The following is a 12,269-nucleotide window of genomic DNA, read 5'->3' as shown; positions in this document are numbered from 1 at the left end:
CTTGTCTAACAATCTTAGGACTCCCACGACGCCGGAGGTGCGATGCACACCGAGCACGAGAACCAAGTAGTCGACTCCGATCCGGACTGGCCGTTGGCGGCGACCCGCTGGGCCCAGATCACCTTGGCCGAGGACGATCCCGCGCATTTCGACGCGGACTTCTGGCTGCGGCTGATGCGCGACAGCAAGGCCAACGCGACCTGCATCAGCGCGGGCGGGTACGTCGCCTACTACCCGACGCAGATCGAGTACCACTACCGGAGCAAGTTCCTCGGCGACACCGACCCGTTCGGCACGCTCGTCGACGGCGCCCGCAGCCTCGGCATGAGTGTGATGGCGCGGGTCGACCCGCACGCGATCCACGCCGACGCCGCCGCGGCGCACCCCGAATGGCTGGCCCGCGACCGGGACGGCAACCCGATCGAACACTGGGCGTATCCCGGCGTCTGGCTGACGTGCGCGTTCACGCCGTACCACCGGGACTTCGTCACCGAGGTGATTCGCGAGATCGTCCGCGAGTACGGCGTGGACGCGGTCTTCGCCAATCGATGGGAGGGGTACTACGGGATCTCGTACAGCGAAGACGCCCGCAGGTCGTTCCGGGACGAGACCGGTCTGGAGTTGCCGGCCGAGGAGCACGCCGAGGGCTGGCCGGAGTACGTCGCTTGGCGGCGCCGGCGACTCGGGGACCTGGTCGGCATCTGGGACCAGGCGGTCCGCGACCTCCGCCCGCACGCCCGCTTCGTGCCGAACCTGGGGGCGCTCGCGGCCCGTGACCTGGCCCGTGATCTGGCCGAGCCGGTCGCGCCGCTGTTCATCATCGACAAACAGGGCCGGCACGGGATCGAGGCGCCGTGGGCAGCCGGCCGGAACGGGAAGCGCAATCGAGGAGTGTTCCCGGATCGGCCGGTACGACTCATCACGTCCGTCGGGCCCGAGCACAAGTACCGCTGGAAGGATTCGGTCGCGCCGCCGGAGGAGACGAAAACCTGGATCGTCGACGGGTTCGCGCAGGGCGCGCTGCCGTGGTTCACGAAGTTCAACGCGAGCGTGCCGGACCAACGATGGGTGCAGCCGGTCGTCGAGGCCTTCAACCTGCACGCGTCCGTCGAACCGGTGCTCAAGGATCTGCGGATCACTGCCGAGGTCGCGCTGCTCGACCCGACTCGGACCGGCCAACTACGGGGCGGCGACAACGACCACGAGGACGGTTTCTATCACGCCCTCGTCGAGGCGCGCGTGCCGTTCGAGTTCGTCTCCGACCAGGCGATGACGGTCGAGCGGCTGAGCGGGTTCAAGGTCGTCGTTCTCGCGAACGCCGAGCAACTCAGCGACGAACAGTGTGCGATCCTCCGGTCGTACGTCGACGGTGGCGGGTCGCTCGTGGCGGCGTACCAGAGCTCGCTGTACGACGAGAACGGGAACCAGCGCACCGATTTCGGGCTGGGTGATGTGCTCGGCGTCCGGCTGACCGAGGCGAGCCGGCCGGCGCAGAACAACTACATCGCGATGACGGACGCGCATCCGTTGAACGCCGGCTTCGAGGGTACGACGCGGATCATTGGCGGCACCCACATCATCGGGGTGGAGTCGGACGCGGTGACGCCGTTCCGGTTCATCCCGGACTTCCCGGACCTGCCGATGGAGGAGGTCTACCAGCGAGAAGCTCCGGACAAGCCCGCGGTGATCTGCACCGAGAACGCTCAGGGCGGCCGCACGGTCTACTTCCCGTTCGACCTCGGAGCGATCTTCTGGGAGGCGTTGCAGTCCGACCACGGCCGGCTGATCGGGAACGCGGTCTCCTGGGCGCTCGGCAAGACGCCCGAGGTGACGGTCGACGGCGCGGGCCTGGTGGACGTCGCGGTCCATCGGGGTGAGAACGAAGTCGCCGTTGCGTTGGTCAACCTCACGAATCCGATGGCGATGCGAGGGGCGATCCGCGAGACGCTCCCGTTGCCGCCGCAGACCGTGTCGATCGCCGTACCGACGGATCGGCCGAAGGTCCGGCTGCTGGTGGCCGGGGTGGATCTGGAGCCGGAGGTCGTGGACGGTCGGGCCGAGATCGTGATCCCGACCGCCGGGCTGCTCGAGGTCGTGCACGTCGATTGGAGCCAGGCATGAGGATCGGATTCATCGGGCTCGGAGTGATGGGCCGTCCGATGGCGGACAACTTGATTGCTGCCGGCCACGAACTCTCCGTCTATCGCGGCCGGACCGACCTCGACGCCTACGTGTGTACGTCGGCGAAGGAGGTGGCCGAGCGGTCCGAGGTCGTGATCCTGATGGTGCCGGACACCCCTGACGTCGAAGCGGCGTTGTTCGCGCCGGGCGGAGCCGCCGAGGGGCTGCGGGTGGGGTCGTTGGTGATCGACATGAGCTCGATCTCGCCGACCGCCACCATCGGATTCGCGCAGCTGATCGAGAAACTGGGCTGCGACTACCTCGACGCACCCGTGTCCGGCGGCGAGCTCGGTGCGCGGGACGGAACGCTGACGATCATGGTCGGCGGCCGGCCGGACGTGTTCGAGCGGGCCCGGCCGATCTTCGACGTCCTCGGGAAGAACGTCACGCTGATCGGCGGTCCCGGTGCCGGGCAGACCGCGAAGGTCGCGAACCAGATCATCGTTGGGCTGACCATCGAAGCGGTGGCCGAGGGACTGCTGTTCGCGGAGCGGGCCGGCGCGGATCCGGCCGTCGTACGGCAGGCCCTGATGGGCGGGTTCGCGAGCTCACGCATTCTCGAGGTGCACGGCGAGCGGATGGTCAACGAGGCCTTCGAGCCGGGGTTCCGGCTGCGGCTGCACCGCAAGGACCTCGGGCTGGCCGTTCAGGCCGCGGCCGAACTGGAGCTGGCGCTGCCGAACACCGCCGCGACGCAGCAGTTGATGAACGCTGCCATCGCGGACGGGGACGGGGAGCTGGACCACTCCGCGCTGTACCGGACGTTGCGCCGGGAGCACTCATGAGGCTCTGGTGGCAGGACCCGTTCCGGATGTTCCAGACCAACCTCCGCGAGATCGACGCCGGGCTCGACGTCGAGTCGGTGCTCGACTATCTGGAGGAGTTCGGCGCGGACACCTGGTTGCTGAGCGTCGGCGGGATCCTGTCGAACTACCCGACCGATCTGGAGTTCCAGACACGCAACCCGTACCTGGCGGAGCGGCCGTCCGGTGACCTGGTCGGCGACGCGGTGAAAGCGGCGGCGCGGCGCGGCATCCGCGTGATGGGGCGGATGGATTTCTCCAAGATCGACCACCGGCGGGCGGAGGCGCATCCGGACTGGTGCTTCGTCGGATCGAGCGGCGCGCGGCAGGTCTACAACGGGCTGACGAGTGTCTGCCCGAGTGGTGACTACTACCAGGCGAAGCTGTTCGAGGTCCTGGACGAGGTGCTCGATCGGTATCCGCTGGACGGCTTCTTCTGTAACTGGATGTCGTTCAACGAGGTCGACTACAGCCGCGTCTACCACGGGGTCTGCCACTGCGTGGCGTGTCAGGAGCGGTACGACGGGGTGCTGCCGGACGATCGTGACTCACCCGGGTATGCGGACTGGCAACGGTTCTCGAAGGAAGTGCTGGCCGATCTCACCGGCAGGATCCGGGATCACCTGGCGGCTCGACGTCCGGAGGCGCCGTTGGTCCTCGGCGATCAGGCGGACATCGTGTTTCACGAGGCGAACAACGCGGTCGGCCGGCGGTTGTGGCATCACCGAACCAGCGAAAGCGTGAGTGCGGCGAAGACCTTCCGTCCCACGGTCCCGGTGCTCACCAACTCGGTGGGCTTCGTGGACATGCCGTACCGGATAGCCAGTGAAGATCCTCATCATTTCGCGCAGTATCTGGTGCAGGCGATCGCCCGCGGCGCCAACCCGTCGACGTACATCATGGGGACGCCGGCCACCACGCCGTACGCCTGCCTGGACGTCGCGTCCCACATCACGCGGTTCCACCGTGACCACGCGGAGGTCTATCGCGACCTGGTACCGGCTGCGCAGACCCTTCTGGTCAGGTCGGAGCGCTCGCGGGCGGAGTTCGAAGGCCTGTACTTGGCGCTCCTTCAACGCCACGTACCTTTCGACGTCCTTCCCGAACACCGTCTCGCCGACGTCGACCTGAGTCGCTATCAGGTGGTCGTGCTGCCGGACCTCGGGCCGGTCGATCTCGGGACGTACGACGGAGCGGTCGTTGCCACCGGCACCACAACCGTGCCGGCGCTTTCCGTCCGGCCGCTCGCCCGGTACGAGACCGAGGCGGAGACCCGGTCGCTGCACCTCGAGGGTGGTGTCCCGGTGTTCGGGACCTTCGAGGTCATCGAGGCGCCGTCCGACGCCGAGGTCGCGCTACGAGCCCTGTCGAGAGCGCCGTACGGCCCACCGGAGAAGTGCTACGGACACGTGCCGCTCGACCATCCCGGGATGGTCAAGCACGGCAACGTGGTGCTGTTCCCGTGGACGATCGGGCGGGCCTATCGGGAAGTGGGGTTGAGCGTTCACCGCGATCTGTTCGTGGATCAGGTGGGCGGAGCGATGGAGACGGACCTGCCGGAGCAGGTGGAGATCGTCATCGGGCGGTCGGCCGCGGGGTTCGTCGTACATCTGCTGAACAGATCGGGGGACGGCGACCAGCGATTCGCTCCACCCGTACGGATCGGGCCGGGCCGGTTGCGGGTGCCGGCCGAGGTCCGCGAGGTACGGGCGCTGGTGGCGGAGGAGGACCTGCCGGTCAGCGACGGGTGGGTGCAGGTGCCGGAGATCGGATTGTTCGACGTACTCGTCTGTGTGTGAGGAGAACGAGATGGATCGGCGAGGATTTCTCAAGGTTTCACTGGGCACGGGGCTCGCGGCGGCCGCGGTCGCCGGCTGCAGCGGGAGTGGCGGCGGACCGTCGGGTGGTGGTGGCGACGTCACGCTGCGGTATGCGTGGTGGGGCAACAACATCCGCCAGCAGAACTACACCAAGGCCCTGAAGCAGTTCAGTACGGCGAACCCGTCGATCACGATCGAGCCGGAGTTCGCCGACTACACCGCCTTCCAGGAACGGATGACGACGCAGATCGCGGCCCGCGACGTGCCGGACATCTTCTGGATCGCGTCGCCGCAGGTGATGACGTACCACAAGAGCAAGCTGTACCGGAAGCTCGACGACATCCCCACGCTGAAGTGGGACGACTACAGCAAGGAAGACCTGGAGACGTTCAAGCTCGACGGGCAGCTCAACACGCTGCCGTTCGGCATCTTCACTCCGGTGATCCGCTACAACGAGACCGTCGCGACGGCCGACGGCGTGACCATTCCGGCCGAAGGGCCGGGCTGGACCTGGGACGCTCTCGCCGAACTCCTCGTTGCCTACAGCAAGAACAATCCCGGGAAGCGCAAGGGTACGCCGTACGCGCCCGACCACGACCTCACCTTCGAGGCCTGGCTGCGGCAGCGGGGTGAGCAGCTGTGGACCCAGGACGGTCAGGTCGGGTTCACCGTTGACGGCCTGGGTAGCTGGCTCGACTGGTGGGAGAAGCTGCGCAAGGCCGGCGGTGCGTTGTCGCTGAGCGAGCAGGAGGGGATGGGTCCGGACTGGGCTCAGGTGGGAAAGAAGGTCCTGGTGAACTTCGGCAACTCCAACCACATCATCGACGACGCGAAGATGTTCCCGAAGGAGAAGTTCCGGCTGCGGGCGGCTCCGATCGCTGCGGGCGCGCCGGCCGGGCACAAGTACCTGTACTTCCCGCGGATGGCGATCTACCAGCGGATCGACGACGGCAACCTGGAGGCGGCCGGCAAGGTCCTCGACTACAACGTGAACAACGCGGAGATGCTGAAGACCGTGCGGCTGACCATGGGCGCGCCGACGAACCCGAAGGTCGCCGAGCAGGCCGCCGCGTTCGCGAGCCCGGACGAGAAGGAGATGCTCGCGGTGGTCGCGAAGGAACGCGCCGCCGAGCGCAAGCCGCGGTACGAGGCGCCTCCCGGCTCGAGCACCTGGCGGACCACGATGGGCCGGATCTGCGAGGAGATCGCGCTGGGCAAGACCGCGGTACCGGCCGGTGCGAAGAAGCTGGTCGACGAGATCGGCGCCGGGATCAAGCGGGCCGCATGACGTCCCGCTCGAGGTTCTACCTCAATCGCCAGGGGCGGGCGGCCCACGTCTTCCTGATCCCCTGGCAGTTGGGGTTCCTGCTGATCACCGCGGTGCCGTTGCTCGCGTCGCTGTATCTGGCGTTCACGAACTACGACATCCTCAATCCGCCGGAGTGGACCGGGCTGGAGAACTTCCAGCGGATGATCCACGACGACCAGTTCTGGGCCTCGGTCCGCGTGACCCTGATCTACGTGCTGGTGTCGGTGCCGCTGCAGCTCGCCTTCGCCCTGCTGCTCGCGCTGATCCTCGACCGTGGCCTGAGCGGACTGGCGTTCTACCGCAGCGCGTTCTACCTGCCGTCACTGCTGGGGTCTTCGGTGGCGATCGCGATCCTGTGGCGGGAGATCTTCGGTGACGACGGCCTGATCAACAAGGGGCTGGCGCTGATCGGGATCCACGGCGAGAGCTGGTTGCAGAACCCGAGTACGGCGCTGGCGACGCTGATCGTGCTGAACGTGTGGACGTTCGGGTCGCCGATGGTGATCTTCCTGGCGGGCCTGCGGCAGATCCCGGACGAGCTGTACGAGGCGGCGCGCGTCGACGGCGCAGGGATCGTCAAGCAGTTCCGTCACGTGACGGTGCCGCTGCTCACGCCGATCATCTTCTTCAACCTGATCCTGCAGACGATCGGCGCGTTCCAGACCTTCACCCAGGCGCACATCATCAGTGGCGGCACCGGGGGCCCGGCGAACTCGACGCTGTTCTACACGCTGTACATCTACCAGCAGGGATTCGTCGCCTTCGACATGGGCTACGCGTCCGCGCTCGCCTGGGTGCTGATGGCCGCGATCGCCGTGGTGACGGCGCTGCATTTCCTCGTCTCGAAGTACTGGGTCTTCTACGGAGACAGCTGATGGTGAGTCTGACCGCAGGAAAAGTGATCAGCAGCCCGGCGCCGGTCCGGCAGCGGCGGCTCCGGGCCGCTCTCAAGCACACCGGGCTCCTGGTGTTCGTGGCGTTCATGATCTATCCGCTGGTGTGGATGGTGGTGAGCGCGTTCAAACCGCCTGAACAGATCCTGACCGAGCCGGGCATCATCCCGTCCGACCTGACGTTCCAGAACTTCAAGGACGGCTGGCACGCGCTGAACCGGCCGTTCTCGGTGTTCTTCGTGAACTCGCTGGTGGTGACGATCGCCTCGATCGCCGGCAACCTGTTCTCGTGCTCGCTGACGGCGTACGCGCTGGCCCGGCTGCAGTTCCGGATGCGGAAGGCGTACTTCGCGATCACGCTCGCCTCGGTGATGCTGCCGTTCCACGTGCTCGTCATTCCGCAGTACATCTTCTTCTCGCAGCTTGGCCTGGTGAACACCTACTGGCCGCTGCTGATCCCGAAGTTCCTGGCCACCGACGCGTTCTTCGTCTTCCTGATGGTCCAGTTCATCCGGACGCTGCCGCGCGAGCTCGACCGGGCGGCCTGGATCGACGGCGCCGGCCCGTTCCTGACCTTCTGGTACGTCGTGCTGCCGCTGATGCGACCGGCTCTGGTGACGACCACGATCTTCACCTTCATCTGGACCTGGAACGATTTCTTCGTACCGTTGATCTACCTGACCAGGACGCAGGCGTTCACCGTGCCGGTGGCGCTGAACTCGATGGTCGACTCCGAGACCCAGAGTGGGGTGGGCATGCTGTTCGCCATGTCGTTGCTGTCGCTGGTGCCGATCCTGATCTTCTTCGCCGTGGCCCAGAAGTACCTGATCCGCGGCATCGCGACGACGGGACTGAAGTGATGATCGTTGTAGTTGGCAAGGAATCGCCGGCGTACGTCGAGGCGGCGGGGGAGGTGGCGGTGCGCTTCGTCGGCTCACTCGACGACGCCTCGGACCGCTTCGGTGAGATGGAGGCGGTGGTCGGTCACGTGCCGCCGGACGTGCTGGTGAAGGCGCCGCGGCTGCGCTGGGTGCACAGCCCGTCGGCCGGGGTCGACTCCGACCTCACGCCGGAGATGCTCGCGTCGCCGATCGTCCTCACGTCGAGCGCCGGCAACGGCGGGATCTCGCTCGCCGAGCACTCGATCCTGCTGATGCTCATGCTCAATCGCGACGTACCGCGGTGGATGCGGGCGCAGGCCGAGCACCGCTGGGACCACTACCGCCACGGCGAGCTGGCCGGCCGGACTGTCGGTATCTACGGTCTCGGCAACTCCGGCCTCGATCTCGCGTTGAAGGCGAAGGCGTTCCACATGCGGGTTCTCGGCGTACGGCGGCGTCCTGGGCAGCCATCGCCGAACGTCGACGAGCTGTGCGATCTCGACCACTTACTCGCGGAGTCGGACTTCGTCGTGGTGACGACACCGCGGACGCCCTCGACGCTCGGTGTCTTCGGGCGGGACGCGTTCGCGCGGATGAAGCCGACGGCGTACTTCATCTGCATCTCGCGCGGTGGGATCGCCGACGACGAGGCCCTGCTGGAGGCGTTGCGGACCGGGCAGATCGCGGGCGCCGGCCTGGACGCGCACGGGGTCGAGCCGCTGCCGCCGGACAGCCCGTTCTGGTCGCTGCCGAACGTCGTCGTCACGCCACACAACGGCGCCACCAGCGACGGTACCGTCCGGCGGCATCAGGAGATCGTCGCGGACAACATCCGCCGTTTCGTCGGCGGCGAGCCGTTGCGGAACGTGGTGGACAAGGCCGCGGGTTACTAGGCCAGTACACTTGCCAGACCAGTTTCGTTGGAGGGGGTGCTGTGAGTACCGAAGCGCGTCTTGAGCTCGGGCCGTCCTCGCTGACCGACGCGCTCTACGAGTCGATCCGCAAGCGGATCGTGAACGGCGAGATCCCGCAGGGGGAGAAACTCACCGAGGTCCGGCTCGCCACGGAGTACGACGTGGCCCGGCCGACCGCGAAGGCGGCGCTCGAGCGGCTGACGGCGCTCGGCCTGTTGCGGCGTACGGCGCACAAGACAGCGGTCGTTCCGGTGCTCGACGAGGCCGAGATCCGGGACCTGTTCTTCAGCCGGATGACGATCGAGAAGGCGGCGGTGTCCGCGCTGGCCGCGACCGGCCAGGTGCCGGCCGACGCCGCCCGGGCCCAGGTCGCGATCGAGTACGCGGCGCGCGACCGGCTGTTCGAGAACCAGGTCGAGGCGGACATCGCGTTCCACACGGCGCTGGTGGCCGCGGTCGGCAGCCGCCGGCTGACCCGGATGCACGAGCTGATCATCGGCGAGGTGCACCTGACCATGGGCCAGTACCAGGCGCACCGCAAGGCCGCGCCGACCACGGTCGCCGAAGAGCACGCGGCGATCCTCGAGGCGATCCAGCAGGGTGCCCAGTCGGCCGCGGCCGATCACCTGGCCTACCACCTCGAGCAGGCCCAGGGCCGCTTGCTCAGTACTTTGTCTGGGCATTGACGAAACCGGTCCTGCTTGGGAAGGTCGGGGAGAACGGGGTGGGTCTGGGGGAGGGCCGGAGCCCGTCGGGGGTCAGACGCTTCTGGGGGAAGTCTCGCGCTGCGCTCGACGGCGATGACCGGTCTGCGTGGTGTGCGCCGTGTGCGCGCGCCGATCTGCGGCAGACGGCAGTGGTTCGGGGAGCGGACAATGATCGACGATTTGAGAGAACGCACGCGCGGACAGGTCTTCACGGCCGGCGACGAGGGGTACGACGAGGCGCGCCGGGTCAACAATGCGATGCACGACAAGCAGCCGCAGGTGGTCGTCCGGTGTGAGAACGCCGGTGACGTGATGGCGGCGATCGACTACGCGCGGACGAACGAGCTCGAGCTCGCGGTGCGCGGCGGCGGGCACAGCGTGCCCGGATTCGGCACGGTCGACGACGGGCTCGTCATCGATCTGAGCGGGATGCGGAACGTCCGGGTCGACCCGGTGAACCGGACGGCGCGGGCCGGCGGCGGCGCGACGTGGGGCGACTTCAACGCGGCGACGCACGCGTTCGGGCTGGCCACGACCGGCGGGATCATCTCGACCACCGGGGTCGGCGGGCTGACCCTCGGCGGCGGGATCGGGTACCTGGACCGGGGCCTCGGGCTGTCCTGCGACAACCTCGTGTCGGCCGACGTGGTGACGGCGGACGGGCAGTTCCTGATCGCGAGCGAGAAGGAGAACGAGGACCTGTTCTGGGCGTTGCGCGGCGGTGGCGGCAACTTCGGCGTGGTGACCGCGCTCGAGTTCCGGCTGGCGCCGGTGTCGACGATCTACGGCGGCCCGATGTTCTTCGAGATGTCCGACGCGGTCGCCGTACTGTCGGGCTTCCGGGAACTGATCAAGGACGCGCCCGAGCAGCTCGGCGGGTTCCCGGCGTTCCAGATCGCGCCGCCGCTGCCGTTCATCCCGGAGAACCGGCACGGTGAGCCGTTCGTGGCGATCGTCGGCTGCTGGGCCGGAGATCTCGACGAGGGCCAGACGCAGATCTCGAAGTTCCGCGAGTTCGCGCCGGTGATGGCCGAGCACGTCGGGCCGATGCCGTACCCGGCCTTGAACAGCGCCTTCGACGCGTTGGTGCCGCCCGGCCTGCAGCACTACTGGAAAGCGAACTTCGTCACCGAGCTGACCGACGAGGCGATCCAGGCGCACGTGCGGCACGCGCCCGGTCTCCCGTCGGTGAACTCGACCGTGCACATCTACCCGATCAACGGCGCCTGCCACCGGGTGACTCCGGACGCGACCGCGTTCGCCTACCGGGACGCGAACTTCGCGACCGTGATCGCCGGTATGTGGCCGGACCCGGCCGACAACGAGGCCGGGATCGAGTGGGTGCGGTCCTACTACGACGATGTCGCGCCGCACTCCGAGGCCGGCGGGTACATCAACTTCATGGCCGACGACGACCAGGGCCGGATCCGGGAGAACTACCGGCAGAACTACGACCGGCTGGCCGAGGTCAAGCGCAAGTACGACCCGGGCAACGTGTTCCACCTGAACCAGAACATCGCGCCTTAGGACGTAGCGGTGCGGCCGGTACGACGACGTACCGGCCGCACCCTTTGCTCACGACGTCACAACGTCAGCAGGCGCTGGAAGAACGCGCGGTACCGCTGGAGCGCCGAGCGGAGGTCCTCGGTCGACGGCTCACCGTTCGACCACTGCTGCTCGAGGTCCTGGTGCTGGCGGTCGAAGCCGTCCGCCAGGTGCTTGAGCACGTCGTCGACGAGCTTGTCGGCCTCGCTGACGGCGTTGCGCGGGTCGTCCACGAATCCTTGCTGGACAACCTCCCAGCGGGCCCGGTAGTCGACGGCCGAGTCCTCGGCCACCAACGGTTCGTCGGCCGCGCTCGTACGGCCGTTCGGCTCGTCGGTCGTCGTACTACCGTCCAGGTCATCAGTACGGTTGGTCCGCTCGTCCAGGTCCGTCGTACGGCCGTTCGGTTCGTCCGTCGTACGGTCGTCGTCCAGGCCGCGGTTGCCGCCCAGGTCGGGATCGGCTTCGAGGTCGTCGTTGTCCAGCGTGCGGTCGTCGTCCAGGGGGACGTCACGGCGATCGTTGGTGGTCATGCTTGCTCCTTGGTGTTCGTGGGGCGGGAGGTGTTCTCGCTGTCGTCCAGCAGGGCGTCGACCAGATGGCGGTACGCCGTGACCGCGTGCCGCAGGTCCTCGGTATCGGCGTCGCCGCGTGCCTCCGCGACGGCGATCCGGTGCGCCTCGCGGTAGTGCATGGCGACGTCGGGATGCTCGACGGACACGTCGTCGGCCCGCTGGTCGAAATCGTCGACCGGATAGCCGGACTCGCGCATCATCCGCAGGACCAGCCGGTCCGCGTCCACGACTGCTCCGGCAGGGCGGTCGACGAAGCTCTGTTGCACTTCGGCCCACTCGGCGCGGTAGGTCTGGGCGGACTCACGGCTCAACGGCGTGATGTCCAGCCGCGACACCCGGCGTTCCCGCCCACGCAGCTCACGCTCGGCGCTGCGGCGATCGCCCGACTCCTCCACGGTGCGCTCGTACTCCGGGCCGAACCGCTGCTGCAGTTCGCCCGAGCGTCTGCGCTGGTACAGGTACAGAAGCGCCGCGGCCGCGATCAGCACCACGACGATGATCACGATGGTCAGGACGGTACCCATCAGAACTCCAGTCCGGTCGCACGTGTGGATCCGCGATCCGCACCGGCCGATCGCGAGAATCCCTGGCAGACGGTCCCCAGCGCCGCCTCAATCCCCCATGGCCCCGACCGGTACCCA

Annotated in this window: 11 protein-coding genes; 9 read left to right on the top strand and 2 right to left on the bottom strand. The window is 67.7% G+C overall.

Going from position 1 to position 12,269, the window contains the following annotated elements; all coding sequences use genetic code 11:
• The first annotated feature begins 42 nt into the window (after positions 1 to 42).
• The 9 genes from EV649_RS40265 (at position 43) to EV649_RS40225 (ending at position 11,035) form a co-directional block, all read left to right on the top strand.
• A complete protein-coding gene (locus EV649_RS40265; RefSeq protein WP_130389017.1) occupies positions 43 to 2,121 on the top strand; it encodes an alpha-amylase family protein in 2,079 nt (692 codons plus the stop codon).
• Positions 2,118 to 2,966 carry a 2-hydroxy-3-oxopropionate reductase gene (locus tag EV649_RS40260; protein ID WP_130389016.1) on the top strand — a complete coding sequence of 283 codons (849 nt, stop codon included), beginning with the start codon at positions 2,118 to 2,120 and terminating at the stop codon, positions 2,964 to 2,966. The genes EV649_RS40265 and EV649_RS40260 overlap by 4 nt, the downstream gene beginning before the upstream one ends.
• On the top strand, positions 2,963 to 4,783 hold the full coding sequence (locus EV649_RS40255) for an alpha-amylase family protein (protein ID WP_130389015.1): 1,821 nt from the start codon (positions 2,963 to 2,965) through the stop codon (positions 4,781 to 4,783). Before EV649_RS40260 ends, EV649_RS40255 begins: the two co-directional genes overlap by 4 nt.
• A gap of 10 nt (positions 4,784 to 4,793) precedes the next feature.
• Entirely contained in the window at positions 4,794 to 6,092 is a 1,299-nt protein-coding gene (locus EV649_RS40250; RefSeq protein WP_130389014.1) for an ABC transporter substrate-binding protein, read from the top strand.
• Entirely contained in the window at positions 6,089 to 6,988 is a 900-nt protein-coding gene (locus EV649_RS40245; protein ID WP_241999277.1) for a sugar ABC transporter permease, read from the top strand. Before EV649_RS40250 ends, EV649_RS40245 begins: the two co-directional genes overlap by 4 nt.
• Positions 6,988 to 7,866: a carbohydrate ABC transporter permease gene (locus EV649_RS40240; RefSeq protein WP_130389013.1), complete on the top strand. Its 879-nt coding sequence runs from the start codon at positions 6,988 to 6,990 to the stop codon at positions 7,864 to 7,866. The genes EV649_RS40245 and EV649_RS40240 overlap by 1 nt, the downstream gene beginning before the upstream one ends.
• Entirely contained in the window at positions 7,866 to 8,780 is a 915-nt protein-coding gene (locus EV649_RS40235) for a D-2-hydroxyacid dehydrogenase (protein WP_130389012.1), read from the top strand. Before EV649_RS40240 ends, EV649_RS40235 begins: the two co-directional genes overlap by 1 nt.
• Before the next feature lie 41 nt (positions 8,781 to 8,821).
• Complete coding sequence (locus EV649_RS40230) at positions 8,822 to 9,487, top strand: GntR family transcriptional regulator (protein ID WP_130389011.1); 666 nt, start codon at positions 8,822 to 8,824, stop codon at positions 9,485 to 9,487.
• 189 nt (positions 9,488 to 9,676) lie between these two features.
• Complete coding sequence (locus tag EV649_RS40225; RefSeq protein ID WP_130389010.1) at positions 9,677 to 11,035, top strand: FAD-binding oxidoreductase; 1,359 nt, start codon at positions 9,677 to 9,679, stop codon at positions 11,033 to 11,035.
• Positions 11,036 to 11,091: 56 nt separating this feature from the next.
• Here the strand turns inward: EV649_RS40225 and EV649_RS40220 are convergent, their stop codons facing one another.
• Positions 11,092 to 11,586 carry a hypothetical protein gene (locus EV649_RS40220; protein ID WP_130389009.1) on the bottom strand — a complete coding sequence of 165 codons (495 nt, stop codon included), beginning with the start codon at positions 11,584 to 11,586 and terminating at the stop codon, positions 11,092 to 11,094.
• A complete protein-coding gene (locus tag EV649_RS40215) occupies positions 11,583 to 12,152 on the bottom strand; it encodes a hypothetical protein (protein WP_130389008.1) in 570 nt (189 codons plus the stop codon). The genes EV649_RS40220 and EV649_RS40215 overlap by 4 nt, the downstream gene beginning before the upstream one ends.
• Positions 12,153 to 12,269: the final 117 nt, after the last annotated feature.

Origin of the sequence: Kribbella sp. VKM Ac-2569, assembly GCF_004216905.1 — a bacterium.
Lineage (GTDB): Bacteria > Actinomycetota > Actinomycetes > Propionibacteriales > Kribbellaceae > Kribbella.
This window is presented reverse-complemented; position numbering and strand designations above follow the sequence as displayed.

Coding starts and splice junctions, on each gene's coding strand:
- EV649_RS40265 (WP_130389017.1), top strand. CDS start 43: ATGCACACCGAGCACGAGAACCAAGTAGTCGACTCCGATCCGGACTGG.
- EV649_RS40260 (WP_130389016.1), top strand. CDS start 2,118: ATGAGGATCGGATTCATCGGGCTCGGAGTGATGGGCCGTCCGATGGCG.
- EV649_RS40255 (WP_130389015.1), top strand. CDS start 2,963: ATGAGGCTCTGGTGGCAGGACCCGTTCCGGATGTTCCAGACCAACCTC.
- EV649_RS40250 (WP_130389014.1), top strand. CDS start 4,794: ATGGATCGGCGAGGATTTCTCAAGGTTTCACTGGGCACGGGGCTCGCG.
- EV649_RS40245 (WP_241999277.1), top strand. CDS start 6,089: ATGACGTCCCGCTCGAGGTTCTACCTCAATCGCCAGGGGCGGGCGGCC.
- EV649_RS40240 (WP_130389013.1), top strand. CDS start 6,988: ATGGTGAGTCTGACCGCAGGAAAAGTGATCAGCAGCCCGGCGCCGGTC.
- EV649_RS40235 (WP_130389012.1), top strand. CDS start 7,866: ATGATCGTTGTAGTTGGCAAGGAATCGCCGGCGTACGTCGAGGCGGCG.
- EV649_RS40225 (WP_130389010.1), top strand. CDS start 9,677: ATGATCGACGATTTGAGAGAACGCACGCGCGGACAGGTCTTCACGGCC.
- EV649_RS40220 (WP_130389009.1), bottom strand. CDS start 11,586: ATGACCACCAACGATCGCCGTGACGTCCCCCTGGACGACGACCGCACG.
- EV649_RS40215 (WP_130389008.1), bottom strand. CDS start 12,152: ATGGGTACCGTCCTGACCATCGTGATCATCGTCGTGGTGCTGATCGCG.